The sequence below is a fragment of the Acinetobacter sp. YH12145 genome (assembly GCF_013418335.1).
GTDB lineage: Bacteria > Pseudomonadota > Gammaproteobacteria > Pseudomonadales > Moraxellaceae > Acinetobacter > Acinetobacter amyesii.
The window spans coordinates 165,921-192,502 of record NZ_VPCE01000008.1 but is presented as its reverse complement, the minus strand read 5'-3'; the positions used below and the strand labels follow the sequence as shown (position 1 = coordinate 192,502).

General features: G+C 39.7%; 30 protein-coding genes. 18 read left to right on the top strand and 12 right to left on the bottom strand.

Translation table 11 applies throughout. The annotated features are described in order from the left end of the window. Positions 1 to 37 precede the first annotated feature (37 nt). From FTU80_RS10955 to FTU80_RS10935, 5 genes are read left to right on the top strand one after another with little or no spacing between them, the layout of a single operon-like run. Positions 38 to 712 (top strand): 2'-5' RNA ligase family protein, encoded by a 675-nt coding sequence (locus FTU80_RS10955; protein ID WP_180085058.1) that lies wholly within the window; start codon positions 38 to 40, stop codon positions 710 to 712. Then, positions 709 to 1,230 (top strand): bifunctional adenosylcobinamide kinase/adenosylcobinamide-phosphate guanylyltransferase, encoded by a 522-nt coding sequence (cobU, locus tag FTU80_RS10950; RefSeq protein WP_180085057.1) that lies wholly within the window; start codon positions 709 to 711, stop codon positions 1,228 to 1,230. The genes FTU80_RS10955 and cobU overlap by 4 nt, the downstream gene beginning before the upstream one ends. Then, complete coding sequence (cobT, locus tag FTU80_RS10945) at positions 1,227 to 2,279, top strand: nicotinate-nucleotide--dimethylbenzimidazole phosphoribosyltransferase (protein WP_180085056.1); 1,053 nt, start codon at positions 1,227 to 1,229, stop codon at positions 2,277 to 2,279. Before cobU ends, cobT begins: the two co-directional genes overlap by 4 nt. After that, positions 2,280 to 2,903, top strand: a complete 624-nt coding sequence (locus tag FTU80_RS10940; protein WP_180085055.1) for a histidine phosphatase family protein — start codon at positions 2,280 to 2,282, stop codon at positions 2,901 to 2,903. Next, entirely contained in the window at positions 2,900 to 3,646 is a 747-nt protein-coding gene (locus tag FTU80_RS10935) for an adenosylcobinamide-GDP ribazoletransferase (RefSeq protein WP_180085054.1), read from the top strand. The genes FTU80_RS10940 and FTU80_RS10935 overlap by 4 nt, the downstream gene beginning before the upstream one ends. A 64-nt stretch (positions 3,647 to 3,710) precedes the next feature. Here FTU80_RS10935 and FTU80_RS10930 read toward each other — a convergent pair whose 3' ends face one another. Then, positions 3,711 to 4,421: an LrgB family protein gene (locus tag FTU80_RS10930; protein ID WP_180085053.1), complete on the bottom strand. Its 711-nt coding sequence runs from the start codon at positions 4,419 to 4,421 to the stop codon at positions 3,711 to 3,713. After that, complete coding sequence (locus FTU80_RS10925) at positions 4,418 to 4,870, bottom strand: CidA/LrgA family protein (RefSeq protein WP_180085052.1); 453 nt, start codon at positions 4,868 to 4,870, stop codon at positions 4,418 to 4,420. The genes FTU80_RS10930 and FTU80_RS10925 overlap by 4 nt, the downstream gene beginning before the upstream one ends. 97 nt (positions 4,871 to 4,967) lie before the next feature. Here FTU80_RS10925 and FTU80_RS10920 point away from each other — a divergent pair, with 97 nt between their 5' ends. Together FTU80_RS10920 and FTU80_RS10915 are read left to right on the top strand one after the other, a co-directional pair. Further along, positions 4,968 to 5,867 carry a LysR family transcriptional regulator gene (locus FTU80_RS10920; protein WP_180085051.1) on the top strand — a complete coding sequence of 300 codons (900 nt, stop codon included), beginning with the start codon at positions 4,968 to 4,970 and terminating at the stop codon, positions 5,865 to 5,867. 149 nt (positions 5,868 to 6,016) lie between these two features. Next, positions 6,017 to 6,496 (top strand): helix-turn-helix domain-containing protein, encoded by a 480-nt coding sequence (locus tag FTU80_RS10915; protein ID WP_078191046.1) that lies wholly within the window; start codon positions 6,017 to 6,019, stop codon positions 6,494 to 6,496. Between the two features lie 82 nt (positions 6,497 to 6,578). Here FTU80_RS10915 and FTU80_RS10910 read toward each other — a convergent pair whose 3' ends face one another. Genes FTU80_RS10910 through tusD form a run of 4 tightly spaced genes read right to left on the bottom strand, consistent with a single transcriptional unit; the run spans position 6,579 to position 8,003 of the window. Next, positions 6,579 to 6,890, bottom strand: coding sequence for a TusE/DsrC/DsvC family sulfur relay protein (locus tag FTU80_RS10910; protein WP_078190987.1), 312 nt, complete (start codon positions 6,888 to 6,890; stop codon positions 6,579 to 6,581). Positions 6,891 to 6,938: 48 nt separating this feature from the next. Next, a complete protein-coding gene (locus FTU80_RS10905; RefSeq protein ID WP_180085050.1) occupies positions 6,939 to 7,226 on the bottom strand; it encodes a DsrH/TusB family sulfur metabolism protein in 288 nt (95 codons plus the stop codon). A gap of 13 nt (positions 7,227 to 7,239) precedes the next feature. Beyond that, the gene (locus FTU80_RS10900; RefSeq protein ID WP_111884337.1) at positions 7,240 to 7,590 is read right to left on the bottom strand and encodes a hypothetical protein; all 351 of its coding nucleotides are present in this window, start codon (positions 7,588 to 7,590) and stop codon (positions 7,240 to 7,242) included. A gap of 44 nt (positions 7,591 to 7,634) precedes the next feature. Further along, positions 7,635 to 8,003 carry a sulfurtransferase complex subunit TusD gene (gene tusD, locus FTU80_RS10895; RefSeq protein ID WP_180085049.1) on the bottom strand — a complete coding sequence of 123 codons (369 nt, stop codon included), beginning with the start codon at positions 8,001 to 8,003 and terminating at the stop codon, positions 7,635 to 7,637. Positions 8,004 to 8,304: 301 nt separating this feature from the next. On the opposite strand from tusD, the gene FTU80_RS10890 reads away from it, so the two are divergent. The 5 genes from FTU80_RS10890 (at position 8,305) to FTU80_RS10870 (ending at position 13,681) form a co-directional block, all read left to right on the top strand. Beyond that, the gene (locus tag FTU80_RS10890; RefSeq protein ID WP_078193832.1) at positions 8,305 to 8,901 is read left to right on the top strand and encodes a phosphatase PAP2 family protein; all 597 of its coding nucleotides are present in this window, start codon (positions 8,305 to 8,307) and stop codon (positions 8,899 to 8,901) included. Between the two features lie 517 nt (positions 8,902 to 9,418). Continuing rightward, positions 9,419 to 10,426: an SDR family NAD(P)-dependent oxidoreductase gene (locus FTU80_RS10885; RefSeq protein WP_180085048.1), complete on the top strand. Its 1,008-nt coding sequence runs from the start codon at positions 9,419 to 9,421 to the stop codon at positions 10,424 to 10,426. A gap of 199 nt (positions 10,427 to 10,625) precedes the next feature. Then, the gene (gene fumC / locus FTU80_RS10880) at positions 10,626 to 12,020 is read left to right on the top strand and encodes a class II fumarate hydratase (protein ID WP_111884341.1); all 1,395 of its coding nucleotides are present in this window, start codon (positions 10,626 to 10,628) and stop codon (positions 12,018 to 12,020) included. A gap of 361 nt (positions 12,021 to 12,381) precedes the next feature. Then, the gene (locus FTU80_RS10875; RefSeq protein ID WP_180059608.1) at positions 12,382 to 12,873 is read left to right on the top strand and encodes a hypothetical protein; all 492 of its coding nucleotides are present in this window, start codon (positions 12,382 to 12,384) and stop codon (positions 12,871 to 12,873) included. 205 nt (positions 12,874 to 13,078) lie between these two features. Continuing rightward, on the top strand, positions 13,079 to 13,681 hold the full coding sequence (locus FTU80_RS10870) for a nitroreductase family protein (RefSeq protein ID WP_180085047.1): 603 nt from the start codon (positions 13,079 to 13,081) through the stop codon (positions 13,679 to 13,681). A 155-nt stretch (positions 13,682 to 13,836) separates the two neighbouring features. Here the strand turns inward: FTU80_RS10870 and FTU80_RS10865 are convergent, their stop codons facing one another. Beyond that, positions 13,837 to 15,624 carry an acyl-CoA dehydrogenase gene (locus FTU80_RS10865; protein ID WP_180085046.1) on the bottom strand — a complete coding sequence of 596 codons (1,788 nt, stop codon included), beginning with the start codon at positions 15,622 to 15,624 and terminating at the stop codon, positions 13,837 to 13,839. Between the two features lie 122 nt (positions 15,625 to 15,746). Here FTU80_RS10865 and FTU80_RS10860 point away from each other — a divergent pair, with 122 nt between their 5' ends. After that, the gene (locus FTU80_RS10860) at positions 15,747 to 16,733 is read left to right on the top strand and encodes a GlxA family transcriptional regulator (protein WP_180040312.1); all 987 of its coding nucleotides are present in this window, start codon (positions 15,747 to 15,749) and stop codon (positions 16,731 to 16,733) included. Between the two features lie 7 nt (positions 16,734 to 16,740). Here the strand turns inward: FTU80_RS10860 and FTU80_RS10855 are convergent, their stop codons facing one another. The 5 genes from FTU80_RS10855 to FTU80_RS10835 all read right to left on the bottom strand — a co-directional run bounded on the left by FTU80_RS10855 (position 16,741) and on the right by FTU80_RS10835 (position 21,163). Then, positions 16,741 to 17,940: an MFS transporter gene (locus FTU80_RS10855; RefSeq protein WP_180085045.1), complete on the bottom strand. Its 1,200-nt coding sequence runs from the start codon at positions 17,938 to 17,940 to the stop codon at positions 16,741 to 16,743. After that, positions 17,924 to 18,370 (bottom strand): MarR family winged helix-turn-helix transcriptional regulator, encoded by a 447-nt coding sequence (locus FTU80_RS10850; protein WP_180085044.1) that lies wholly within the window; start codon positions 18,368 to 18,370, stop codon positions 17,924 to 17,926. Before FTU80_RS10850 ends, FTU80_RS10855 begins: the two co-directional genes overlap by 17 nt. A 189-nt stretch (positions 18,371 to 18,559) precedes the next feature. Beyond that, positions 18,560 to 19,333 (bottom strand): DUF805 domain-containing protein, encoded by a 774-nt coding sequence (locus FTU80_RS10845; RefSeq protein WP_180085043.1) that lies wholly within the window; start codon positions 19,331 to 19,333, stop codon positions 18,560 to 18,562. Between the two features lie 139 nt (positions 19,334 to 19,472). Continuing rightward, complete coding sequence (locus tag FTU80_RS10840) at positions 19,473 to 20,027, bottom strand: thermonuclease family protein (protein ID WP_180085042.1); 555 nt, start codon at positions 20,025 to 20,027, stop codon at positions 19,473 to 19,475. A gap of 218 nt (positions 20,028 to 20,245) precedes the next feature. Next, a complete protein-coding gene (locus FTU80_RS10835) occupies positions 20,246 to 21,163 on the bottom strand; it encodes a LysR family transcriptional regulator (RefSeq protein ID WP_180085041.1) in 918 nt (305 codons plus the stop codon). 93 nt (positions 21,164 to 21,256) lie between these two features. Here FTU80_RS10835 and FTU80_RS10830 point away from each other — a divergent pair, with 93 nt between their 5' ends. The 5 genes from FTU80_RS10830 to FTU80_RS10810 all read left to right on the top strand — a co-directional run bounded on the left by FTU80_RS10830 (position 21,257) and on the right by FTU80_RS10810 (position 26,529). Beyond that, entirely contained in the window at positions 21,257 to 22,498 is a 1,242-nt protein-coding gene (locus FTU80_RS10830) for an acyl-CoA dehydrogenase family protein (RefSeq protein WP_180085040.1), read from the top strand. Positions 22,499 to 22,608: 110 nt separating this feature from the next. Further along, entirely contained in the window at positions 22,609 to 23,730 is a 1,122-nt protein-coding gene (locus FTU80_RS10825; RefSeq protein WP_078193821.1) for a phosphotransferase family protein, read from the top strand. Further along, entirely contained in the window at positions 23,727 to 24,425 is a 699-nt protein-coding gene (locus FTU80_RS10820) for a histidine phosphatase family protein (RefSeq protein WP_180085039.1), read from the top strand. The genes FTU80_RS10825 and FTU80_RS10820 overlap by 4 nt, the downstream gene beginning before the upstream one ends. A 19-nt stretch (positions 24,426 to 24,444) precedes the next feature. After that, the gene (locus FTU80_RS10815) at positions 24,445 to 25,188 is read left to right on the top strand and encodes an SDR family oxidoreductase (RefSeq protein ID WP_078193819.1); all 744 of its coding nucleotides are present in this window, start codon (positions 24,445 to 24,447) and stop codon (positions 25,186 to 25,188) included. A gap of 294 nt (positions 25,189 to 25,482) precedes the next feature. Continuing rightward, positions 25,483 to 26,529, top strand: a complete 1,047-nt coding sequence (locus FTU80_RS10810) for a fatty acid desaturase (RefSeq protein WP_180085038.1) — start codon at positions 25,483 to 25,485, stop codon at positions 26,527 to 26,529. Positions 26,530 to 26,582: the final 53 nt, after the last annotated feature.

Genomic DNA, 26,582 nt, shown 5'->3' with positions numbered 1-26,582 from the left:
CTTTAATAAAGCAGATTGAATTTAAAGTGATTTATCTGTGTTTCTAAAACCTTCAACGCAAGTCGTACCTACGCTCAATCAGGATTATCCCGATTGGCATCAAGGTCGTCAGCACTATGCTTTGTGGTATATAGAAATACAGGATCCTGAATTATTGGCATATCTCACAGCACTTCGAGCGCAGTTTTCAGATCTTTTATACACGCCGAATACGCGCCAATTTCATATTACCGTGTTTATTTGTGGTTTTTTTCAAGAGCTGAATAAAACCCAATTATTCGATCATTCTGAACAACGATGGAATGATAATTTCTCAGCAGATGAATTGGCACTGCACCAACAACAACTTCGACAGTTATCGCTATCTAATATTCGGTTATGTACAGGTCAGATCAATAGCTTTCAAAGCGCGCTGTTTATTGAAATTGTGGATGTAGATCGTAAGTTAGACCATCTCCGTCAAGCTTTGAATTTAACTTCGAATGAAATTGTACCAATCGAATATTGTCCGCATATCACATTGGGCTTGTATAAACAGGCATGGAATAGCGATGATATTTTTGAAAGAATCCAACAAATTGAACAGCACAGCTTTGATTTTGAAAGCGAGCAGCTGACTTTTGGTCATTATCAGGCTCAAGTACTACAAGGGGCGTTGAGTCCTTATTATCAACATCCGTTTAGACAAAATATAGAGATGGCACAGTCATGATTCATTTCATTTTGGGTGGGGCACGTTCAGGTAAGAGCCGATTTGCAGAACAAAAAGCTAAAGAAAGTGCTCAAGCCGTCATCTATGTGGCTACAGCACAAGCATATGATGAGGAAATGCAGGAGCGAATTCAGCATCATCAAGCCGACCGCCCAGAGCATTGGGGCCTGATTGAAGAACCTTTGTATTTAGCCGACCGCTTATTTGAAATAGACCAAGCGCATCAAACCATTCTTATCGATTGTTTAACGCTGTGGATGAGTAATTTATTGCTGCATGAACAAGCAGACTTTCAACAGCAACAATGCCAAAAATTACTTAAGGTGCTACCGACATTAAAGTCAGACATTATTTTAGTCAGTAACGAAACTGGACTAGGCGTTGTTCCCATGGGACAAATCAGTCGAAAATTCGTCGATGAATCTGGGCGCTTACATCAACAAATTGGTCAAATTGCTGGCCATGTGGTGTTTTGTGTTGCAGGTTTTCCAATGATCTTAAAAGGAGATAAAGCATGAACTGGTGGCAAGAACCCTGTCAAAATCCGAGTATCGAAGCTAAGCAACAGGCGGTAAATCACCAGTTACAGCTAACTAAACCTACGGGCTCGCTTTCAGAACTTGAAAATGTAGCGGTGCAACTTGCATCATTACAAAACACGGATCAGCCCAATATCGATTTTCCGTGGATTACCATCTTTGCTGGTGATCATGGTGTGATGGAAGAAAATATTTCGGCCTATCCTCAAGCTGTCACACGCCAAATGCTACAAAACTTCACTACAGGTGGTGCATGTATTAGTGTCATTGCACGTGAGTATCAAGCCAAACTACAAGTGATTGACTGTGGTTCTGTGGGTGATGCTTATGAATATGCAGGGGTAGAGCGCTACTGTATTGCAGCGGGTACAGCAAATTTTGCTAAAACTGTTGCGATGACCGAATCACAATGTATTGAAGCGATGAATCTCGGCCGTAAAAGTGTTGAAGATGCTATCGCTGCAGGTGCGTCAATTTATGTCGCAGGGGAAATGGGCATTGGCAATACCTGTTCTGCTTCTGCTGTTGCATGTTTTTTATTTAATGAGCCGGCCGAAAAATTGACAGGTGTTGGTACAGGTATTCGTGCTGAACAATTGGCACATAAGAAACAAGTGATTGATCAGGCCTTGGCTTTACATCAGGACTATGTCGGCCAAGATGTCTTTAAAGCCCTATGTGCCGTAGGTGGTTTGGAAATTGCCGCGATGGTTGGAGCATACATTCGCTGTGCGCAATTGGGTCTGGCAATGGTCGTTGATGGATTTATTAGTACGGTTTCTGCCTTGGTCGCTGTTCGTTTAAATCCTGCTGTACGTGAATGGATGCTTTTTGGTCATCAATCGGCTGAATATGGGCACCAACGTTTACTTCAAGCCCTTGAAGCTGAACCACTTTTGAAGTTGAATTTACGTTTAGGTGAAGGTAGCGGTGCCGGTGCGGCATTGGGTTTAATTCGTTTGGCATGTCGTTTACATAACAACATGGCAACTTTCGCGCAAGCTGCTGTGATTGGTGAAAAAGTTTAAATGGAACATTTCCGTTTAGATATATTGCGTCATGGTGAGACTGAACTGAGCCATACCTTACGTGGCTCTACAGATGATACTTTGACGCAAAAAGGTTGGCAGCAGATGCAGCAGACCATAGATGATGTATTGAACGTCATACATACACACGGTTTAGCGAGCTGGGATGTCATCATTACTTCTGACTTACAGCGCTGCCGTTTATTTGCTTTAGATTTATCTCAACAACTCAAATGTCCAATGTTTGAAAATGCGAAGTTTCAAGAAATGCATTTTGGCGACTGGGAAGCGGTATCAACCAAGCATATCTATGAAAACACTCCAGAGTTACTCGCACAGTTTTGGCAAAGTCCCAGCACATTTACGCCACCGAATGCAGAAAGTCTTCAGCAATTTCAACATCGGATATTAAGCGGTCTAGATGAGTTAGTCTTGCAGGCTCAACAGCATCATTGGCACCGCGTTTTATTGGTTTCCCATGGCGGCGTGATTAAATTATTGAAATGTATGGCACAGCAAAGTCACTTAGATGATTTATTAAAAATGACTGCCGAATTGGGACAATTAAATTCATTCATTGTGCAAAATCGTACAAATATTCGTCTTTTGGAGCAAAGTGAATGACACCTTTTTGGATTGCTCTACAGTTTCTCACGACTTTCCCTATTCAACTTAAAGCGATGCCATCGAAACAGCAAAATGGACAGTCTTTACTGTTTTATCCTGCGGTGGGATTGCTGATCGGTGGCATTCTCGCCTTGCTTGCTTTTATATTTCACAGCCTGCCGATCGTCTTACTCACTAGTGTTTTGCTTGTAGTCTGGATTTGGCTCACAGGTGGATTACATCTAGATGGTTTAGCCGATACGGCAGATGCATGGGTCGGTGGCTTTGGTGATGCCGAGCGTACACTTAACATCATGAAAGACCCTGCATGTGGGCCGATTGGTGTGTTGAGCCTCGTCGTGATTTGCTTACTCAAATGGTCGGCACTTTATGTTTTGCTACAACAGCAAATGTATTTGGCATTGATTGTATTTCCAATGTTGGGTCGTTTAGTCCCTTTATTTTTGTTTTTAACAACTCAGTATGTCCGTGAAAAAGGCTTAGGCTCATCGATAGCAGCAACTATTCCACGAAAGTCGGCATATCTGGTCTTTATACTCTGCCTAAGTGCATGTTTGTATTTTAGCTGGCTTGGAGTGGTCAGTATTCTTACATTTATTTGTACTTTATTGTATTTGCGATGGAAATTTATTCAGCGTATAGGTGGTGTGACTGGAGATACAATTGGTGCTGCGATTGAAATCACAGAGGTGTCGAGTCTTTTAGCGTTTGTCATAGCACTACATTATTTAGCTGCATAGTTTTACAGATGAAACAGTTTAAATCATCATTTAAAAAGCCCAGCTAATGCACTGGGCTTTTCTTTTATCCCAATAGATAAATGACCAAATGAATAAGTGATGGCCCAAGCAATACCATAAATACTCCAGCAAGTACCATGCTCAGGCAGGCTGCAACACCTTCTTCTTTATGACGTGATAACGCCTTACTTGTACCAAATCCGTGTGCGGCATTGCCAAGAGCCGCACCTTGCGCAAAGCGTGAATGCAATTTAAGCCCAGCCAAAACTAGGTCAGCCAAAGCCACGCCAGCAATCCCAGTAATCATGGTAAATAGAATCACCAATTCGACTGAACCCCCAATATTTGAGGTAAGTTCCATGGCAAAGGGCGTAGAAATGGAACGTGCCATTAAGCTATAAGACGTTTCTTGATCAAATTGAAACAACTGTGCCAAATAAAAAGCACTGACAATTCCTGCTAACATGCCGATCACGATGCCTAAACTAATGCTCAGCGCATGCTGACGGATAATTCGCCGATATTCATAGATGGGAATAGCAAAGGCCACAGTGGCAGGGCCGAGCATCCATACAATCCATTGGCTTTCTTGCATATAGGTGTCATATGAAATATGAAAGCAAAGCATGAGTATAATCAGCACAAATGGGACGAATAGTGCAGGGGAAAGAACCATATACGGTAACTTACGATGTAGCTTTTTCGCCAAAATATAACCGATTAGGGTCAGGACGAAAAACAATACAGAGATGCTGTTCAACCCAAAATCGTTCATAAGGTTTTTCCTGCTGTGTTGACATCATGATCTGTCGCAGTTTGGTGTTTCGCTTTAAGTTTTGCCTCGAGTTTAAAGCCCCAATAAACCGTAAATGCTGTAAACACCATGACACAGACAGTACCCAGTACCACGGCTAAAATTAACTGCCAGCCAGAGCTGAGTAATAAATCTTGATATTTAATTAATCCAACTACACAGGGGATAAAGAATAGAACCAGTTCAGCCAAAATAAATTCTGAGCCTTGTTTGACCCACTGCATTTTAAATAAACCACTCAATAATGCGGCTAATAGCAGTAATAAACCAATTACGCCAGCAGAGATCGGCAAGTTAAACCATGATTGAATGCAAGAGCCGATCCACCAGATCAATATCAATAAACTTATCTGCGCTAAAGTTTTAAGAAACTGGGTAAATTTGGAAGTAGATTGTGGAAACGTATCCATGAGACGACAGTAGAATAGGAGATGACGCTATTTTAAAAGTGCATACCCTGTATAATTATGAATAATTAATTATTAATTATGCTTAAATGGAATAATAATGGACATTAAAAGCCTAAAAGTCTTTGTGACCATCGTACAAAAACAGAGTTTTAGTCATGCAGCAGAAGCGCTTTTTGTCACTCAGCCGACCATTAGTAAATTAATTCGTCAGTTAGAAGACGAGATCGGAGTGCCTTTATTTCATAAAGGAGAAGCAGGTCGAAAAAGGGAAGCACAGCTTACCTATATGGGAGAGCAGATTTATCAGCATGCTTTAGTGATTTTGAATGAACAACAACGGATGCTTGATACTGTCACCCAAGTTCGCGCCTTAAAACAAGGTAAATTGACTCTAGGTTTACCGCCATTGGCATCGGTATTGTTCAGTCAGTTAATTGCGCTGTTTCATAAAAAATACCCCAATATTGAACTGAGCTTTTTTGAGGTTGGGGCGACAGGTATTGAAAGTGCCATTTTAAAAAAACAGGTCGATGTGGGAATTATTTTGGGTCACTTGAAACCGGTGTTGAGCGGTATTCCGGTGATGGAGTCACCTTTATGTTTATTATCTAAAAAAAACTCACAGTGGCGTAAGCGAAAAACCGTTTCGTTGATTGAATTAAAAGAAGAATCTTTTTTATTGTATGACGATACCTTCACACTCAATGACATCATTATACAGGCGGCAAATTACGTCGGATTTGAGCCAAATGTAGTGTGTAAAAGTAGCCAGTGGGACTTCATCGCCAAAATGGTAGATTCAAATGTCGGGATTGCACTCCTGCCTAAAATTTATTGTGAACAACTTGATGCGGCAAAATACCATATGGCTGAATTAGAAAATCCAAACCTAGAATGGAAACTCAGTATGGCCTGGAATACCACTGTTGCCATGAGTCCCGCAACGCGTGCATGGCTAGAAATAATTGAGGACAATAAAGACAAAATACATTTTTAGTTCATTTACAGATCAAGCAGATAAAATGAATGCGTTGAAACGATGGTGGATTTATGATTTGTACATCAAAGATTATTGAAAAGGATTTTGCAAAATCAACAGGCATGAATTAAATTGGGTGTTGGTCGTTATTTTTGATGGTTCATAAAATGAAATGGGATGATATTGGTCAACAACCGTGTTCAATCGCTCGTGCACTTTCAGTGCTAGGGGATCGTTGGACCATGTTGATTATCCGTAATGCATTTATGGGCATTCGACGTTTTGATGACTTTCAACAAAATCTCGGTGTGACGCGTCATGTGTTATCTGACCGATTAAAGCGTTTGGTTGAAGAAGGTATTTTAACAAAAGTTGCTTATGTCGAGCGTCAGGAACGTTTTGAATATCGACTGACGCAAAAAGGCTTAGACTTGTATCCAATCCTTTTAGCTATGACCCATTGGGCCGATCAATATATGGATCAGGGCTTGGGATCTCCAGTTGAATATGTACATCAGGCATGTGGGCAAAAATTTAAACCGGTTTTAGTGTGCTCATGTTGTGCCGAACCGATCCAAGCCAAACAGGTCAAACCGATATTTACCCAAGCCTATTACATCGCTCTAAATCAATTAAAACCTGCCTAAGCTGTTTTATGGCTTTCTTCAAGATGCTGATTTGCATCCATCTTGCTAAAATAGCCTAAGCGGTATTTAGATTGCTTTAAAATTACAAACAATTTGCAGGCTTAGGGATTCCCGCTAAACGACTTAAATGCCGAGCGACCAAACCTGTGTTAAATTTGTCTTGTAACACCGCATTATTAATATCAGCGCTCACCGTTTTCATTAAAAATTTAATGAGTGGGCGAGTTGCCGGCGAGTGACCAAACTGTTGATAAAACTGTCGCACAGCTTGTAAAACTTCAAAATGCCAAGGGCTTAACTCAAGTTCTAAACTTTTAGCCAGTTCTTGGGCAACAGTTTCATTCCAAATAGTGTAATCCACCAAATGGCCATCTTGGTCTAATTCAAGATTCATATTCATTCCAAAAGAGAAGATTGTAAAAATAGGTCGCTTTTACTCAAATTATTTGAGTGAAATACATCGTTTAAATTTCAGGCATAGATCAGCAAAAGCGGCATAGTCGATCACTTTCATATGACTATAATTCATACTTTTACCTAAAATTTCAGCATCATTTTCAAGTACATAACATGTGCCAAATTGCTGAATTCGTTCATCTGCAATATGTAAGACTGCTTCACCCATCAAGATGATCGCATCTTCAGGGTTGATTAAACTGGCTAAATGCTGGATGTGCTGTAGGGTATTGGCATAGCTGGCTTGGACTAAATACAGCGTAGAATTTGACATCATCATTCCTCTTTTACCAATACAACACATGATCAAATTGTTGAATTAATTCAGTATTGAATTGAACAAACTCAAGCTCTTGCTCACTGTTGATCACAAATGGATGCTGTGAATTTTTTTGTTCAATATAAATCGGGGTGAGATCATAAAACTCAAAGCTATCAACCATGTTGGATGCGAGTTTAAATGCATGCTTGAGTTGACTAAACTCTTGTTCGGCTTGAAGTAAGCTTAGCGCAGCATCTTTGAGCAACACTTTTACGTTACAACCGAAGGTTGCAAGCACCATGGTCGCAGAAAGACTTTCATGTACTTGTAAGCTTGCAAGATTTGCATGGGTTAAAACAACCAGTACAGATTTCACGTAATTTTCCTTTTCAATGCTACAAATGCGCGGCAATAAAATTTTTAGAATTGCAATAAACGGTCAGCAGCTTGTACGGCATCGGCAAGTTCGCCTAGGCCCACAAGTTCAAATTGCTCAGCTAGATTATGTTGCTGAATATTGTGACGGTGTGCATTTTCCTGATCTGTGATCCCACGTGCGAGAGCTGCACTTACGCAAACAGGTAAACGAATGCCGAGTTTTTGCCATTCACTACTGAAATTGCGTTGATCATCTGGCACCCATTGCAAGGCATTTGCGACATTTACACCATCTTGATAGAAAAAAACCCGAAAGTTTTCGCCTTTCTGCTTCAGCGCTTGGGCAAGACCCAAAGCATGCCAAGCCAATATCGAAGTGGGTGAGGAGGTAATTAGTAATAGAGTACTCATCGAAATTCACTAAATGAATAAACGGTCTAGATCGACAGTTTGTTCTGAGTTCAGAAGAAAAAGCTAGTATACAATGATTTACTCAATGATCTGAATATTTGCAAAGTTTTGCTTATTTAGGCAGCGAAGTCATTGCCAATTTTTCTTCAAATATAACTTTTGGTTTATTTTGGATTCAGCCTCAAGCTAACACTTTTCATAAATAAACTGTGCGGTTACATACTGAAAAATCTTTATATGAATAAAACGCAATTTTTGATTTTGCAGAGTGCTATGATCTTTTCATTTTTTAAACCATCTCATGAATATAGAGAAATTTAATTTAAGTTTATTTAATTCAATCAATGCTTCGGACAATGCTTTAGATTTCACTATTTCTTTTGCCATATTTATAGCCAATGATCTATTTTATATCGTGATTCTTTTGATGTTTTTGGCTTGGTTTAAAGGCAGTTTTGACACCAAAAAACAAATCGTTAAAGCCACTGTTTTTACAATTGTCGCATTTCTAATCAGCCAAGTGATTTCAAGTTTCTTTTACTATCCTAGACCATTTGTCTTGGATGTTGGACGCACGATTATAGAACATTCACCGAATGGATCATTCCCGAGTGATCACATGCTGTTTTTTAGTACGATTGCATTTTCTTATATTTTTTCAAAGCAAAAAGCTGTCGGCTATGTATTTCTAGCTTTCGCTTTTCTTGTGGCGTGGTCGAGAGTCTATTTAGGTGTGCATTATCCAATGGATATGGCGGGAGCGCTGATCATTGCGGTTTTGCTGAATTTTGTTGGACTGTCTTTATGGCGAAAATATGGGTCTTATTTGGTGAGCATGATCTTAAAAGTTTACGAGTTCCTATTCTCAGCCATGATTAAAAAAGGCTATATCCGCTAAATTAAGTTTGCTAGATATTTGCGATTACAAACTTTTGCTGCTGTTACAGTTACATTGCCAACATCTTGCCAGATGAATATTTATGATGATTCATCTGGCGTTCACATCCTGCTTCTCGACCTCAAAAATAGTCAGACTGCTCAATTCCATTTGCTCATTCGAGTAGATTACTTCTAATACTTTTTATTGCTGTGAAATATGCTTTCTAGTGCGATTATTTTTAAATATCTTCTTCTAAACGCGTTCACTCAAATGCCACGAATAATTGTGTTGTCTTCAAAATGAATCGCTAGCGAGGTCATTTGTCGTAAATCAAATACAGTTAATATCCATAACTGCAACACAGTCAAAATTCTAAAGCAGTAAGATAAAACTAGAATGCTCTTGCAGATTGTTCGGCTCATGAAAAATGCTGAGGCGAAGTTTCAAAATTTAGATCTGTAGATAAGTTGGTGACGACACCAAGATGATGCCAAAGAGTTGTAAAAGCTTGATAACTATAAGGAGTATCTAAACAATGATTTTAGTGACTGGTGGTTTAGGCTTTATAGGTTCACATATAGCCTTGAGTTTAATGGCTCAAGGTCAAGAAGTCATTATTGTGGATAATTTATCCAATGCAAATTTACAAACACTTGAACGACTAGAATTTATTTCAGGCATGTATGTGCCTTTTGTCAAACTCGATATTCGCAATACTCCCGCACTCAATAAAGTATTTGAACAATATACCGTCGATGCTGTCATTCATACGGCAGGCTTTAAGTCATTGGAAGAATCCGTCCTTAAACCACTTGAATATTATAATGATAATGTCAGTTGTATCATGAGTTTGCTGCGTGCAATGCAGCGAACAGGTGTACGAACACTGATCCATTTATCAAGTTTGGCGGTATATGGTCAGTCTTCGGCAGATTTAACAGAAGACACAGAAATCAATTTTACTTATCCAAATCCCTATGTGAAATCTCAACAAATGGTGGAAGAAATTATACGGGATACGGCACGTACTGATAATGAGTGGAAAATTGCGATTTTGCGTTTAGGAAACGTCGCAGGTGCATTCGAACATGCAGTTTTAGGTGAGTTTGTTGCGCCATTGCCAAAAAATATTGTGCCGCTTGCGATGCAAGTCGGGGCTTTACAACGAGACTTTATTGAACTTCGCAAACAAGCTAAAACTGAAGATGGTACTGTGGAACGGAGTTTCTTGCATGTACTCGACTGCTGTAAGGCGGTGTGGCAATGTTTGCAATGGTTGTCGCAGCAGCAATTCGCCTGTGAGGCCTTTAATATTTCAGGTGAGTTGGTTTCGATACAGCAACTATTAGATACGCTTTCAGAAGTGACAAAGGCCGAGATTAAGACGGTCGAATCTAGTTTTTACCCAAGCCATGAATATGACCAGCTTGGGGCAAGTACACAGAAAGCGAAAAGTACTTTTGATTGGCAGCCTGAACAAGATTTAAAGAAAATGCTAGAAGATGAATGGCGTTTCTATCAACAAACATTAAGAGGGAATTAACTCGTCTTGTATTGGGTAAATTTAATCGTCGTGCATGATTTTCTTTATAAAATCACGATAAAGATTATCAAATAAAACACTTATAGTTGATAATGGTTATTATTTACAAGACTAAACAAGTTACCTAAACTGTATTTATCAGCAGAGTTTAATTCTGCATAGACGTTCAAGTTTTATAGATAAGGATATGAGGTCATTTATGCAAACACGTATTGAACATGACACAATGGGCGATGTTGAAGTACCTAGCGATGCGATGTGGGGTGCACAAACACAGCGTAGTTTGCAAAACTTTAAAATTGGTGGTGAACGTTTACCACGTCCAATGATTCGTGCAATGGGTCTCGTCAAAAAATCAGCAGCGATTACTAACGCAGCATTGGGTCAAATCCCTCAGGAACTTTCTGGTTATATCGTCAATGCAGCCGAAGAAGTGATCTCAGGGCAGTGGGATGCACAATTTCCACTGGTAGTTTGGCAAACGGGTTCAGGTACGCAAAGTAACATGAACTGTAATGAGGTAATTGCCAATATTGCCAATCAAAAACTGGGTAATCCGTTGGGCTCACAAAAACCTGTCCATCCAAATGATCATGTCAATCGTGCGCAATCGACCAACGATTCATTCCCAACCGCAATTCATGTGGCTGCAAGTCTACAAATCAATGAGCTTTTAATTCCTGCAGTAACAAAACTGCGTAATACCTTAGAAGCTAAATCTAACGATTTTAAAGATATTGTTAAAATTGGCCGTACACATTTACAGGATGCAACGCCTTTAACATTAGGCCAAGAGTTTAGCGGCTATGTTTCACAGCTCGATCATGGTTTGAAGCGTTTAAATCAAGCTTTAGAAGGGCTGTATGAATTACCACTAGGCGGAACAGCGGTGGGTACAGGTCTCAACGCACATCCTGAATATGCTGTAAAAGCAGCAGCAGAACTTGCGAAACAAACGGGTCTGCCATTTGTAACTGCGCCCAATAAATTTGAAGCACTTGCAGGACGTGATGCAGCTGTATTTGCGTCGGGTGCGTTAAAAACACTCGCTGCAAGTTTAAATAAAATCGCTAATGATGTGCGTTGGTTAGCCAGTGGCCCACGCTGTGGTTTTGGTGAGCTACGCATTCCAGAAAATGAGCCAGGCTCAAGCATCATGCCAGGTAAGGTCAATCCAACTCAAAGTGAAGCCATGACAATGGTGGTTGCTCAAGTACTTGGAAATGACACAACCATTAATGTTGCCGGTGCATCGGGTAACTTTGAATTAAACGTGTTTATGCCTGTTATTGCCTTTAACTTATTGCAATCTATTCAACTCCTCGGCGATGCATGTAATAGCTTTAATGACCACTGTGCAGTAGGCATTGAGCCAAACCGTGAAAAAATCGATCATTTCTTACATGATTCATTAATGTTAGTTACGGCACTCAATCCTGTAATTGGTTATGAAAATGCTGCAAAAGTTGCTAAAACTGCATATAAAGAAGGTAAAACTCTAAAACAAGTTGCGGTAGAACTCGGTTTAGTCACTGCAGAGCAATTTGATGAAGTGGTTCGTCCTGAGCAAATGGTTTCACCCAATACCAAATAAATTGTTTTGAGATCATTCATCTAGAGTGTTTGAAAATAAAAAGAGGGGCTGATTCATATTCAGCCTCTCTTTTTATTGGATATATGATTGAATTATTTTTCAACTAGTTATTGCCTAACACAGATTCTTTGGATTCATATTCATCTTGAAATGTATGTATAGAAACCAGACGATTTATTAAAAATAGGGGAACGAACAAAATGAAGAAAGGCCTGATGATTAAGCGAGCAATTCATTGGATTGGGCTTTGAATTCATTGGCACACTTGTTAAAATGCCTTTCTTTTTCTGTTTTCGTTGCTATTTGACATTTGTTTGAATAAATATTTGCAAGACAGTGTTTTATTTAAGGATTTCCCCTAATGCTCACCATCTATTTGACAGATGTCCAAAAGAACGTTCAATTTAAAGACTATCCGGGCGAGCATCCTGTTAAATTTGTTTTGAATTTTAAAAAGATTTTCCCAAGTGTTATGGAGCTTTTGCTACCAGTTTTGCCTGAAAATGAAAATCTAGAAGAAATGAGCTGGGAATCGACAACGACAGATTTTGAAAAATTTAAATTGCTACTCAGTGGTTGGGGCGTAATCGAACTACGTTTGAATGCTATTGCCCAATATAAAGACCGTGCTTATGCAGATAACTTGGTAAAAAAAGCACAGCAAAAGCGCAAAGAATATAAAAAAGCACAGTCAAAATTACAAACTGTTGAACTAGATTATCTATTCATGCACGAAGTTCATGGTTTGATTGATGCAGAGTTGGTTGAGCTAGGTGAAAAATTCTATCTACCGACTTTACGTGAGCTTTGGAAAAACAAAGTGTCAGCGAATGTGCTAGAAGCAAAATTCTAAACTTCATAAGGTTTTAGTCGAAAAATCCTCCGCTTAGGAGGATTTTTTATATGTACAGCAGAACTTCAGATTTACTTCGACAAGTGACTGTTTCATAGTGACCCATCAAGCAATAGAAGCATTCCAACATTTGGAAAGTCGCGATACTTATCATTCCAAATGTTTCTGACTCATCTGCACATTTTATTTTAAAGGACCATTTTATATGTCAAATCAGTTTATTGACCTGATAAGCAAACGTCGCACTATTTATGCTATTGGGGACAATGTAAGCCAAAGCACAGAATATTTAACTGATTTGATCCAAACAGCGATTAAACAAAGCCCATCTTCATTTAACTCACAATCTTCTCGTGCTGTTATTTTATTTAATGCTGAAAGCGAAAAATTTTGGGGCTTAGTCGCTGACAAATTAAAATCTTATGCGAAAGATGAAGAAAATGCTGCGAAGACGACGGCTAAAATGGCAAGTTTTGCAGCAGGTTTAGGTACAGTTCTGTTCTTTGAAGATTTGGATGTGGTCAGTGGCCTACAAGCACAGTTTCCTTCTTATGCAGAAAACTTTCCGATTTGGGCCGAACATTCAACTGCCATTGCCCAATTTGCGACTTGGACCGCATTGCATACCGAAGGTTTAGGCGCATCACTACAGCATTACAACCCAATTGTGGATGAACAAGTGCATGCTGAATGGGACATTCCTGCGCATTGGAAACTTCGTGCTCAATTGGTTTTTGGTTCAGTGGAAGGTGAAGCGAAAGAAAAAGGTTATATGGATGATGCTGCTCGTTTTAAAGTCTTCCAATAATTGCAGCGTATAGCACTCAATCCTGATAAAAAAGGAACGAAATCTAAGTTCCTTTTTTTATTGCAGTTTTATTGAGATAGATAGGGTTGGACAAGATTTTCATCCGTGAAAACCTTGTCCAGATTAGCCCATTGAGGACTGAGCTAAACGGGTGACTAGAACCAACTTTCTTGCATGTTGAGGCAAGTATCATCAAGTTCTAGCAATAACTTGGCTTGGTGCTCTATTTCAGGTAATTCCCAGCGGATAAAATATTGCGCGGCTTGTAATTTACCGGCTAAGAATTGTTGATCTTCAGCTAAATCTGAATGTTCAAATTTCACTAGAGCTTGATTAGCCATTTCAAGCCATAGCCATGAAATGATGACTTTGCCCATCATGTCTAGATACAATGCAGAATTACCCAGCGCCTGATCGACACGACCTTGGGCGAGGACTTGTCCCAAACTTTGTGTGGTTTTCTTCACCGTGTTTAAATGCGCTGAAAAAATCGCTGCAAGCGCTTCCGTTTTTGGATGTTGAGCTTGATCAATCGTATTTTGCATACGTTGTAGTAACAGCATCAAACCTTTGCTGTTGTGCTGCCAAAGCTTACGACCCAATAAATCCAAAGACTGAATCCCAAATGTACCTTCATGGATCGGATTTAAGCGATTGTCGCGATAGCATTGTTCAAGTGGATATTCACGGGTATAGCCCGCACCACCTAAAACTTGAATGGCTAAATCATTGGCTTTTGGTCCATAGGCGGAAGGGAATGATTTGACGACAGGGATAATCAAATCTAATAACAACGCGCTGTCTTCATTGTTAGCGGCTTGATGTTCATCAATTAATCGTGCAGCAAATAGGCATAATGCGAGTGCGCCTTCCACATAGGATTTTTGTGCCAAAAGCATCCGTTTAACATCTGTATGTTGAATAATATTGACAGGTTTTGAGGCAGGATTTTTATCTGATACTAAGCGACCTTGTGGACGGTTTTTGGCATATTCGAGTGACTCTAAATAGCCACGGTATCCAATCATGGCTGCACCTAAGCCGACACCGACTCGTGCTTCATTCATCATCTTAAACATATATTTAAGACCAGCACCTGCTTCACCAATCAGATAGCCTGTACATTGGTCTTTTTCACCAAAGCTCAGTACTGTCGATGTTGTACCTCTGTAGCCCATTTTATGTAATAAGCCAGCCAGTTGAACGTCATTGGCGCCTGCAAGTGAACCATCGCTCAGGGTTTTAAACTTCGGAACAATAAACAGAGATATACCTTTTACGCCCTGAGGTGCATCTTGGATGCGAGCAAGGACCAAATGGACGATATTTTCAGTGATGTCTTGGTCACCCCCTGAAATAAACATCTTTTGGCCTTTGATGAGGTAGGTACCATCGGCTTGCGGTATAGCTTTTGTGGTCAAATCACCTAAAGATGAACCCACATCAGGTTCAGTCATGGCCATCGTTCCTGCAAAACGACCATTGAACATATGTGGTACAAACATATCTTTTTGTTCAGTCGTACCGAAAGCTTGAATCACATTTGCAGCCGCAGCGGTTAGAAATGAATAAGCCACTGACGATGGATTTGCTGACATGAAATAAGCATTTGCAGCCATGTTAATCAAAGTCGGAAGTTGCATACCGCCTGCATCATAATCATGCTGTGCACAAAGTAGACCGGCATCTGCAAATTGCTTCCATGCCGTTTTGACTTCTGCAATGGTTTTAACCTGTTGACCATCAAACGTAGGTTCGTTTTGATCGGCTGTTGCGTTATGTGGTGCAAAAAAGTCTTGAGCAATACCTTGTGCAGTTTCTAGGATGCTTTTGAAGGTTTCAGCATCATGCTCAGCAAAACGTGGGTAATGCGTTAAGTCTTGCGCTTTAAACACGTCAAATAGCAAAAAATTTAAATCTTTGTCATTGATTAACTGCGCCATTGATCAATCTCTAATCGGGTCGAATTTTATGGCTTAAGCCTAGCAGTTGATTTTTAGATATAGAATTGTCAATAATGACACTTAATAAGTTAAAAATGACATTTTGATAATTTGAACTTTAAATGAAGAAAATCATAATTTTAGCATTTGATGGTGCTTTGGCTTCCGCGATTACTGGGGTTGTTGATCTCTTCGCAATGGCGGGAGTCAGTTGGAACCGGATTCAAAAACAAAATGTGCAGCGGCTATTTCAGGTTAAAATCGCCTCACAACATGGTCAAGCTGTGCAATGTATTAATGGCATCAAGCTTTATGCAGATTTAGCATTTTCTGAAATAACAGATGCAGATATCATCATTGTTCCAACGATAGGCGCGGCGATTTTAGATGTTTTAGCGCAAAATTCAGCGCTGATCGAGTTATTAAAAACTCAGCAAGTGCAGAGCGGAATGATCGCAGGAAATTGTACGGGTAATTTTTTTCTGGCGGAAGCAGGGCTTTTAGATGGTAAGCAGGCAACGACGCATTGGGGCTTTCAGCAAATGTTTCGTGAACGCTATCCTTTGGTCAAACTGAATGCAGATCAGCTCATTAGCCATGACCAAAATATTTACTGTGCAGGCGGCGGCTTAGCATGGTTTGATTTGGGACTACACCTAATAGAACGTTTTTATGGTTTTGAAACGGCAATCCATACGGCAAAATCATTTGTACTGGATTATCGTCGTGATAGTCAGTTGTCCTATTCATTATTGAAAATATCTAAACCGCATCAGGATGGTTTGGTGCAAAAAGTTCAAGATTGGTTAGAACAGCATTATCATGAAAATATTGTCTTAGATGAACTTGCAGCGCAGTTTAATGTGACAACGAGGACATTGATTCGACATTTTAAAACGGCTTTGGATATTCCACCGAATCAATACTTACAATCGATACGGATTGAAGCTGCACGAAAGCGTTTAGAAGAAACGGGACATGCTTTAGATCTGATTATGCGAGAGGTTGGCTATAGTGACCCAAGCTCATTTCGACGGTTATTTCAGAAAAAAACGGGGCTGAGCCCCTTAGAATATCGTCGACGTTTCAGCCGACGATTTGATGTTTAAATACAGTTTAAGCGGTTCGAACGGCATAACGACCATGTAAAATGTAGTAGGCACCCATACATGCAAAGGCAGCAAATGCGCTATACAAATACAATTGTGAGTAACCAATATGGTCGAGCAATTTACCGATAAAGTATGGTCCAAAGCCTAAGCCTGCATCCAAAAAGATAAAGAAAGTCGAAGTGGCAAAGCCCATACGTTCAAGCGGTGCACTTTTCACGGCAACTGTTTGGCAGACCGACTGAATATTGCCATAACCGAGTCCAAGTAAGCCGGCACAAAGTAAAAGCATCCATGAACTCTGTGTGATACTGAGCAGTACCAATGCTACGCCCATAATCACAAAAGCAGGGTAGATCACAATATTTTCACCTTTACGATCCATCAACGGGCCGGTAAATGGGCGAGAAATTAAAATCGCAATGGCATACATCAAAAAGAAAAACGAGGCTGTTTCAACTAAATCGATTTCTTTGGCATAGAAGTTAATGAAAGATAAAACACCTGAATAGCAGATTGAAGCGAAAAGCATGATGAATGATATCGGTAATGCTTTAGGTTCTACAAATTGAGCAATCCAACTCGGTTTTTTGACGGCTTCAACAGTATCGAGGGGTTTATTGATTTTGGGTAAATCGGGCACTTGAATCAGCAAGGCAACCAATAGGCAGCTCAATGCGATAATCGTAGAAACGATAAAAATCGCGTGATAACCAATGTGTAACATCATCCAAATGGCAAGAAATGGCCCAATAGCTGTACCTAAAGTACTACTCATGCTGTAGTAGCCAATGCCTTCACCGCGACGTGTCGCTGGTAAGATTTGGGCAATTAAGGTACCCAGCACTGTTGATGCAATACCCATCATAAAGCCATGCATAAAGCGTATGAAAAGCAACATGCCGACGCCAAACTGAATGAAGTAAAAACCAGAAAAGACTAAAAAGCCAATTAAACCAACGATCAGTGTTGTTTTACGACCAAAACGTTCTAGGAACTTACCCACCAATAAACGCCCGACCAATGTGCCGACAATGAACAAGCCTGAAACTAAACCTGCTTGGGCTGTAGTCGCACCCAATTCAGCCACCGCATAGCCCACGATCACCACAACCAAGAGATAAAAGGTTAAAACCAATTGGAAGTTAATGGCGCTGACTAAAATAAAATTTCGAGTCCAAAGTGGTGCTTTATCTTGCATGATCATCACCTACATTTCTGTGTTCAAGTTCTTGCATGACACGGTGTAAAATTTGAATGGAGTGTTGGATATCTTGGCTAGCTAATGGCGCGATCAGGCGCTGCTCAAAGGCATCTATGTCTTTTGCACATTGCTGAAATAACTCACGTCCAGTCTCGCTGAGCATCATTTTCTTTTGACGTTTATCGTCAGTTTGTACATGACTCAAAATATCCATCTGCGCAAGAATTTTGACACGCTTAGTGATGGATGGCTTGGATACGTTTAAATATTCAGCCATTTCAATAGATGTACAAGCGTTTTTTTCACGGATGACAAACATGACTTGCCAAAGCGAATAGTTCAATTGATAGGGCAATAAAATTGTGTTGATTTCATCACTCATCAAACGCGCACAGCGTAGAAGTGAAGAGCGGAAACCTAATGAGGTATTCATTATAGTTAACTAGGGTAACTAAATTATCGCAACTTTACGTCTAATTTATTTTGAATTCAAGTGAACAACTTAAAGCATAAATAACAGGTATAAAAAAACCTGTGCGCACACAGGTTTTTTTGCATAACATTTCATTTAAAGCTTATCGTTCAATGCATATCGTTGAATGATACCTTAAATAATACGTGTTTATTCTACAGAAGCTTCTGCAGCTGCAATTGCAGCATCTTCCGCTGAACTGTCTGCATTTTCTGAAATTTCTACACTTTCACCATCTGCATAAGCAAGTTCTTCACCTTCTGATTCAGCTTGCTCTAAATAAGCCGCAATTTGTTCATCCGTTAATTCAGGTTCACCTTCAGACATCATCGCTTGTTCTTGTAATTGCGCTTGTTCTAAATTGTTCATCATACTTTGCATATTGAACATCAATGGGATCATGACCAATAAATAAACAATCATCAAGATCAGATACAATGACCCAATAACTTTCTCTGTTTGTTCCGTTGGACGTTTTATGCCATATTTATTTTCACCTTCGGTGCCTTTTGCAGCCATCACATAAATGCTAAAGATGGTTCCGACCAGTGGGATGAGAAAAATTAAACAGAGCCAACCGCTTTTATTTAGATCATGTAAACGACGAATCGTAATGCAGATCATTGCGACAAACATTGCAATAATGGAAACGACAATGAGAGCGATCGCACTGAGTCCTAAAAATGAATTAAAAAGTGCTTCAATACTACGTTCTGCTGAATTGAAAAATGCAAAAAGACCTAGCGCGACGCTGATGCCCAATAGGCAGGTATAAATCATACTAATGATAAATAACCACGCTAAATAGGACAAGCGGCCAAAACGTCCTTCAGGAGACAGTGGATGATCGGCTTTTTGAATTTGAGGCTGAATATTTTGATCTTGTTGAAACGGATTCAATTCGCTTGAAGTAAGTTCAGTCATTATTATTCCAATTTTAATTATCTAATGTATTTTCTATGCCCCAAAGGGCAGCATTATTGTATAGCGAACTAAAAAAAGGTCAAATATTAGACATGGCTAAGTCATCAAATATTCCTTAGCCATGCTGCACTGTGGTCTGTTATTTATGTAATTTACGATACTCTTTAGGGCGCATTGGACGACTGGCTTTCCACAAACCTTTCTTTTGTTTACGTGCTTTACTTTGTAAATTCATCATATAGTGCAAATGCTTTTGGTCACGGATGTATTCTTCGTACACCCACGCAGCACCACGTTTTACCATTTCTTCATTCATGCATTTACGATAGCGATAAATAACCCCAACGCAGCGGCCATAACGGTCTACATCAGTGATTTTTACGCGGACAAATTTCTTGTAAACCATAGATTTGATCAGGCGGGCTGACTCTTTACCGTAGGCTTGTGTCGATTCTGGCGCATCCACATAAGCAAAGCGAAGTTTGGTTTTAGAACGTCTCAGATTCATCCGATAGCAGGTGAGGGTATCGCCATCACTAATATCGGATACACGGCAGAGGTAAGATTTTCCTTTCTTAAAGGGTTGAAAAAAATCCTTTAAGAAAATGGTGACTTTATAAAGAACATAGACTGTGATCAGGCACAGTACTGCACCTAAACCCATGAGCCAATTCGCGGAGAGATTTGAAAGCATACACATTGATATGAACGAGGTCATATCGCATAAAAACAGGAGTTTAGATTTTATAAGAACTCATGATTTATGGCTGTCGAATAAACCGACGGTCAGTTAAAAATACCTTAAATAATCAACATTTGATCTATAAATATACAGCACGTTTCATCACGCAAAATTCAATCTAAATCCATGTAAATAGCCTAAGCAAGATGATATATCATCATAAAAATAGCCTAAGAAAAAATTTTAGAAATTTCGCTTCGCAAAAAAACATGCCGTGAATTTAATTCCAAATCATTATGCCAATACATCCCTAGTTTAATTTTCGGCAAGTCTACAGGTACATCAAAAATATTCAGTTCGGGAGCAACCTGTAAGTGCGTCAAAATATTTTGTGGAATCGTCAATATTGCCTTGGGTTGCTGTGCCAAAATTTGTAGCGCAGTAGAGTAATGCTGACAGCGTAAAAAAATCTCTCTGGAGTGTTTTTTACGGTTTAAATAAATATCCTCGACTAATACACCTGCACGTCGGGAAGAAACCCCAATGTGAGGAGCAGAAAGATAAATAGACTCATCCATCTTAGGGTGTTGACTACAAATCACGAATTGGTCTTCAACCAAGGTTTGAAAATTGATCTTTTCACCAAAGTTTTGCTCAAGGTCAATCGCAAAATCGATTTGCTGTGCAGCAAGATCAGCCACAATGGTTTTGCGATCTAATTTGATACTGGAAAATTGGATCTGAAACTGTTGCTGTTGAAAGTGTTCAACTAACTTGGGAAAAATGATCGGTTCAATTTCATCATGTACCGCAATTTTCAAGCTCTGTACCATTGAAGGAGTAAATTGTTGTTTTTGGATAGAAATACTTTGAATCGCAATAAGCGCATTTTTAATTACAGGATAAATCTGCTCGGCAAATGGCGTCGGAAGCATTTTTGCTCCAGCACGTACAAATAAGTCATCTTGTAAATGTTGTCTTAACCGTTGAAGTGCATGACTCGCTGCAGACTGAGTAATACACAAAATTTTTGCAGCTTTTGAAATGCTTTTTTGTTCATAAATTGCGATATACAGTGGATATAAATTGATATCCATACGGTGGAAAACACCCATATCGATGACGGTATTTTTATGAATACTATTCATGTTCATCTATTGAATTAAATCATTTTGTTCATATTAGATTTCAGGTTATGGTGTTGTAAAGCGTAAAGAACATAATATTTAAAGGATGTTGTCATGTTTGAACTTTCTGCACGTGCACAAGATTATATTGAAAGAACAAAAAAATTTATTAAAGATGAAATTGAGCCTGTAGAAACTGAGTTTTGGGCAGAAGTTCATGAGCTGAACCAAGGTGGCGATTGGACCAAATGGCAATGGCCGGCACAGTTAGAGGTCTTAAAAGATAAAGCCAAAGCTGCGGGCTTATGGAATATGTTCTTACCTTGTTCTGAACTTGGGCAAGGCTTATCTGTACAAGAATATGCGCACATCGCAGAACTTTCAGGCCGTAGCTTACTTGCACCTACGGTATTCAATTGCAATGCACCTGACAGCGGCAATATGGAAGTGATTTGGCGTTATGGCACGGAACAACAAAAGCAGCAATGGTTAACACCATTACTGGACGGCAAAATCCGTTCAGTATTTTGTATGACAGAACCTGCTGTTGCTTCAAGTGATGCCACCAATATGGAAGCTACAGCTGTCGTTGAAGGCGACGAAATTGTGTTAAATGGCCGTAAATGGTGGTCTTCAGGTTTAGGTGATCCAAATGCCAAAATCATTATTTTTATGGCGCATACACCTGATGAAAGCAAAGACCGTCACCATCAGCATTCTATGGTTTTAGTACCTGTTGAAACTGCTGGAGTCAAAATCGAACGTATGTTACCTGTGTTTGGCGACTATGATGCGCCACATGGACATGGTGAAATTAGCTTCACAAATGTTCGTGTTCCTGTTGCAAACTTCATTGGCGGCGCAGGTCAAGGTTTTGAAATTGCACAAGGTCGTTTAGGCCCAGGCCGTATTCATCATTGTATGCGTTGTATTGGTGCTGCCGAAAAATCGCTAGAACTGATGATTGACCGCGGTATGAGCCGTACTGCTTTTGGTAAAGAAATTTTAAAACTCGGTGGCAATTTAGAACGCGTAGCAGAAGCACGTGTTGCGATTGATCAGGCACGTTTACTGACCCTTTATGCAGCATATAAAATGGATACTCTAGGGAATATGGCTGCATTAACCGAGATTTCTGCAATTAAAGTAGTTGCGCCGAGTGTCTTAGAAAAAGTTGTCGATATGGCGATTCAAATCCACGGTGGTGCTGGAGTTTCTCGAGATACACCGCTCACAGGTTTCTTTGCGCAAGCACGTTCACTGCGTTTGGCCGATGGCCCTGATGAAGTGCATAAAGGCATGATTGCAAAATTAGAGTTGGCGAAACGCGGTTACAGCAGCCGCCGTAAAAAATAAACAAGTTGTAGTCACATATTTGGCATGGCAACCCCGAGTTGTCCATGCTATAAAACTATAGAAAATTATATTTTTATCATCATGATAGATTCAAGTTTAGGAAGAAAAGCATGTCAGTGATCGATGTAGGCGGTTCAGTTCGTGAGGGTGAAGAACTGGATGTCCGTGCTGTAGGAAATTGGTTGATTGAACATGGCGTTGAAATAGAAGGGCCTGTAGAAGTCACTCAATATTCAGGTGGCGCGTCAAATTGGACTTATCGCTTAAAATACGACAATGCTGATTTAATCTTACGTCGTCCTCCAAAAGGCACCAAAGCCAAGTCTGCACATGATATGGCACGTGAATATAATGTACAGAAGGCATTATCTGAATTTTATCCTGTACTCCCTGAGATGGTGGCGCTATGTCAGGACGAATCAGTGATTGGCTGTGATTTCTACGTAATGAAGCGTGTAGAAGGCATCATTCCACGTGCAAACTTACCCAAAGAAATTAATTTTGATGAAACTCAAGTTCGAGCGTTGTGTACCAACGTCATCGATAAGTTAATTGAACTGCATCAAGTGCCTTATGAAGGCACCGCTTTAGAAAAAATAGGTAAGGGCGACGGATACTGTCGTCGTCAAGTGGAAGGTTGGGACGCGCGTTATGAAAAAGCCAAAACCTTAAATGTTCCTTCTTTTAAATATGTTCGGAATTGGCTTAAAGACAATATTCCTGCTGACTCTAAAACCTGTGTAATTCATAACGATTGGCGTTTTGATAACGTGATATTAGATCCAAATGATCCTACCCAAGTGATTGGCGTATTGGATTGGGAAATGGCAACGCTTGGTGATCCATTGATGGACTTAGGTTCGGCTTTGGCGTATTGGGTTGAAAGTGGTGATAACGCAATTTTTAAAGCCACACGCCGTCAGCCGACCAACTTGAAAGGAATGTTTAGCCGTAAAGAAGTCGTTGAATATTACTTAGAAAAAACTGGTCTTCAAACGGACAATTGGACCTTTTATGAAGTGTTCGGTATTTTCCGTTTAGCGGTAATTGCACAGCAAATTTATTATCGCTTTTACCACAAACAAACCAATAATCCGGCATTTAAAGATTTTTGGATTGTGATCCATGCTTTACATATTCGTGCATTAAAACTTATTGGTTTGCAAAAACTTGAAGCCAATGACGTGGCACAAAAATATATTGAAAAAATGAAGGATATTTTAGGGAAATGACCACGATATATTTAATTCGGCACGGTCAGGCTTCTTTTGGTGCAGAAAGCTATGACAAGCTTTCTCCCAACGGCGAGCTACAGGCTAAGGTGCTGGGACAGTATTTCGACCGTATTTTAAAAGAAAGTCCTTATGTAGTTGCAGGCTCCATGCAACGTCATCAACAAACAGCCAATCTTGCATTGGCTGAATGCTTTCCAGAAGCACAAGTTGATACAGATAACGCATGGAATGAATTTAATCATCAGCAAGTTTTTGCTCAGTATGAACCTCGATTTAACCAGCCGCATTTATTAAAAGAAGATGTATCTAAGCATGAAAACCCGCGTGCTTATTTATCTAAAATTTTTGAAGGTGCCATTGAACGTTGGACACGCGGAGAATTTCATCATGAATACGATGAATCTTGGCCACATTTTAAAAATCGAGTCGAAACAGCGCTAGAAAAGTTATGCACTCAACTGGCTGAAACCAAACCACGTTATGCCGTTGTGTTTAGTTCAGGTGGAGTGATCTCGGTTGCAGTCGGTAAAATTTTAGGGCTGAGTCCTGAAAAAACATTTGCACTTAATTGGGCCATTGCCAATACCAGTATGACAACACTGCGTTTGGTTGGAAATGAACCGCAATTACTCAGTTTAAATGAACATCATTTTATAAAAGCAGTTGATCCAAATTTATTAACTTGGATCTAAGATAAACAAAGGAATTATCATGGCTAAAACAATTTTAATTACAGGTGCAAGCTCAGGGATTGGTGCAGGAATGGCACGCGAGTTTGCACAAAAAGGCTACAACTTAGCCATTTGTGCACGTCGTTTAGAGCGTCTAGAAACGCTAAAAAATGAACTGGAAAGCCAATATGGCATCAAAGTGATTGCGAAAACCCTCGATGTCACAAATTACGATCAAGTGTTTGAAGTGTTCCGTGCCTTTAAAGCAGATTTTGGCAGTATTGACCGTGTTATTGTCAACGCAGGTGTTGGTGAAGGCCGTCGTATTGGTAAAGGTAATTTTGAAATTAACCGCGCCACAGTTGAAACCAACTTTATCTCTGCTTTGGCGCAATGCGAAGCTGCAGTTGAAATTTTCCGTAGCCAAAATGCAGGGCATTTGGTGGTGATTTCTTCAATGAGTGCTATGCGCGGCATGCCTAAACATTTAACGGCTTATGGTGCAAGTAAAGCAGGTGTTGCTGCTCTAGCTGAAGGTATTCGTGCAGAGCTGATTGATACCCCAATTAAAGTAACGACTATTTTCCCTGGTTATATTCGTACGGAGATCAATGAAGGTGCGAAAAAACTACCATTTGAAGTCGATGAAAAAACGGGTTCACATCTTTTAGCAAAAGCCATTGAGAAAGCACCAGTTAAAGCTTATGTACCACAATGGCCGTGGTTGCCTTTAGGTCTTGCGATGAAAGTATTGCCGTTGAAGATCGTGAATAAATTAGGTTAATTCTTTATATAATAAAAAAGCTCCAATATTGGGGCTTTTTTATTCTCAAATGATATTCGCCATCCTCTGTAGGTTAAAAAGGAATACATAAAACCTGTGATGAAAAGACATTAAAAGCAACCGATTTTGCAAAGAAAAAATGGAGTAATTACTCAGATTATTTATAAATAAGATATTGAAAATAAATAAAATGTTGAATATTTGAACAGACGATGATTTGTTCTCAAAATAGCGATTTCCTTTTTTTTATTTTGCTTTAATGTACAACTGTTCATTAATTTTTAGGTTTGTACTATGTCTATGTCTTCCGATATGACAGATCAACAGCGAATTAACAAAGTCAGAACTGTCGTAACGAAAGCTGGTGAAGACTTACGTCAGCAATATCCCATTTTAAAACATCAAAACTTTATAGGCGCAGCCATCCTTATTTTTGCGCTACTGGGAATGTTGGGTTCAGCTTGGGCGTTTGCTGTTGGCATTTTACCGGCATGGGCTTGTGTGATTTTAGTGGCGATGTTTGCTTCACTGACACATGAATTAGAACATGACCTGATTCATTATATGTATTTTAAAAAGACGCCGTGGGCTCACCATCTCATGTTGGCCTTGGTGTGGTTAGCACGTCCGAATACTATTAGTCCTTGGGCACGTCGTCGTTTGCACCTCAATCATCATAAGTATTCAGGTTCAGAATACGATTTGGAAGAACGGGGCATTAGTAATGGCATGCCGTGGGGTTTACGTCGTATATTGGTCATTAGCGATCAATTGATGACGGTTTATTTGCGCCCATTTCAAATGTTCAAGATGATTAGGACATTCATTGAAAAACAACCTGAAAAAGAACGTAAAACGGCATTGTTCTCTCAATTGACTGGATTTTTCCCCTTAAGTTTTGTTTATTACGGCATTTGGTATGTATTTGTCATTTATCATGTGGTGAATGGTATTGCTCCAATGTTAGGGCAAAGTATTAGTTGGTCAGTCAATTTAGTAAAGTTAATTCCAACGATTAATTTTCTAGCTGTGGTTTGGATTATTCCGAACTTTATACGTTCTTTCTGCTTACAATTTATCAGCTCAAATATGCATTATTTTGGTGATATTGACCCACGCGATGTCATTAAACAAACTCAGGTGTTAAATCCGTGGTGGTTGTTCCCAATGCAATTATTTTGCTTTAACTTTGGTTCGACCCATGCCATCCACCATTTTGTGGTCAAAGAGCCGTTTTATATTCGTCATCTAACCGCAAAAACTGCACACCAAGTCATGCGTGAGGTTGGTGTACGTTTCAATGATTTTGGAACCTTTAAACGCATAAATCGCTGGAATTAAATCAATACTAGCTTCAAAAAAAGCCCTCAATTGAGGGCTTTTTTATGATCTAA

Bases quoted from the DNA above. Each gene is read 5' to 3' on its own strand.
- FTU80_RS10810 (WP_180085038.1), top strand. From the start codon at position 25,483: ATGTCTATGTCTTCCGATATGACAGATCAACAGCGAATTAACAAAGTC.
- FTU80_RS10890 (WP_078193832.1), top strand. From the start codon at position 8,305: ATGAATATAGAGAAATTTAATTTAAGTTTATTTAATTCAATCAATGCT.
- FTU80_RS10845 (WP_180085043.1), bottom strand. From the start codon at position 19,333: ATGACTGAACTTACTTCAAGCGAATTGAATCCGTTTCAACAAGATCAA.
- FTU80_RS10825 (WP_078193821.1), top strand. From the start codon at position 22,609: ATGTCAGTGATCGATGTAGGCGGTTCAGTTCGTGAGGGTGAAGAACTG.
- FTU80_RS10820 (WP_180085039.1), top strand. From the start codon at position 23,727: ATGACCACGATATATTTAATTCGGCACGGTCAGGCTTCTTTTGGTGCA.
- FTU80_RS10855 (WP_180085045.1), bottom strand. From the start codon at position 17,940: ATGATCATGCAAGATAAAGCACCACTTTGGACTCGAAATTTTATTTTA.
- FTU80_RS10920 (WP_180085051.1), top strand. From the start codon at position 4,968: ATGGACATTAAAAGCCTAAAAGTCTTTGTGACCATCGTACAAAAACAG.
- FTU80_RS10815 (WP_078193819.1), top strand. From the start codon at position 24,445: ATGGCTAAAACAATTTTAATTACAGGTGCAAGCTCAGGGATTGGTGCA.
- FTU80_RS10930 (WP_180085053.1), bottom strand. From the start codon at position 4,421: ATGAACGATTTTGGGTTGAACAGCATCTCTGTATTGTTTTTCGTCCTG.
- FTU80_RS10840 (WP_180085042.1), bottom strand. From the start codon at position 20,027: ATGCTTTCAAATCTCTCCGCGAATTGGCTCATGGGTTTAGGTGCAGTA.
- FTU80_RS10870 (WP_180085047.1), top strand. From the start codon at position 13,079: ATGTCAAATCAGTTTATTGACCTGATAAGCAAACGTCGCACTATTTAT.
- FTU80_RS10925 (WP_180085052.1), bottom strand. From the start codon at position 4,870: ATGGATACGTTTCCACAATCTACTTCCAAATTTACCCAGTTTCTTAAA.
- FTU80_RS10860 (WP_180040312.1), top strand. From the start codon at position 15,747: ATGAAGAAAATCATAATTTTAGCATTTGATGGTGCTTTGGCTTCCGCG.
- FTU80_RS10935 (WP_180085054.1), top strand. From the start codon at position 2,900: ATGACACCTTTTTGGATTGCTCTACAGTTTCTCACGACTTTCCCTATT.
- FTU80_RS10910 (WP_078190987.1), bottom strand. From the start codon at position 6,890: ATGAATCTTGAATTAGACCAAGATGGCCATTTGGTGGATTACACTATT.
- FTU80_RS10875 (WP_180059608.1), top strand. From the start codon at position 12,382: ATGCTCACCATCTATTTGACAGATGTCCAAAAGAACGTTCAATTTAAA.
- FTU80_RS10940 (WP_180085055.1), top strand. From the start codon at position 2,280: ATGGAACATTTCCGTTTAGATATATTGCGTCATGGTGAGACTGAACTG.
- FTU80_RS10885 (WP_180085048.1), top strand. From the start codon at position 9,419: ATGATTTTAGTGACTGGTGGTTTAGGCTTTATAGGTTCACATATAGCC.
- FTU80_RS10865 (WP_180085046.1), bottom strand. From the start codon at position 15,624: ATGGCGCAGTTAATCAATGACAAAGATTTAAATTTTTTGCTATTTGAC.
- cobU (WP_180085057.1), top strand. From the start codon at position 709: ATGATTCATTTCATTTTGGGTGGGGCACGTTCAGGTAAGAGCCGATTT.
- FTU80_RS10830 (WP_180085040.1), top strand. From the start codon at position 21,257: ATGTTTGAACTTTCTGCACGTGCACAAGATTATATTGAAAGAACAAAA.
- FTU80_RS10835 (WP_180085041.1), bottom strand. From the start codon at position 21,163: ATGAATAGTATTCATAAAAATACCGTCATCGATATGGGTGTTTTCCAC.
- FTU80_RS10905 (WP_180085050.1), bottom strand. From the start codon at position 7,226: ATGTCAAATTCTACGCTGTATTTAGTCCAAGCCAGCTATGCCAATACC.
- cobT (WP_180085056.1), top strand. From the start codon at position 1,227: ATGAACTGGTGGCAAGAACCCTGTCAAAATCCGAGTATCGAAGCTAAG.
- tusD (WP_180085049.1), bottom strand. From the start codon at position 8,003: ATGAGTACTCTATTACTAATTACCTCCTCACCCACTTCGATATTGGCT.
- fumC (WP_111884341.1), top strand. From the start codon at position 10,626: ATGCAAACACGTATTGAACATGACACAATGGGCGATGTTGAAGTACCT.
- FTU80_RS10915 (WP_078191046.1), top strand. From the start codon at position 6,017: ATGAAATGGGATGATATTGGTCAACAACCGTGTTCAATCGCTCGTGCA.
- FTU80_RS10850 (WP_180085044.1), bottom strand. From the start codon at position 18,370: ATGAATACCTCATTAGGTTTCCGCTCTTCACTTCTACGCTGTGCGCGT.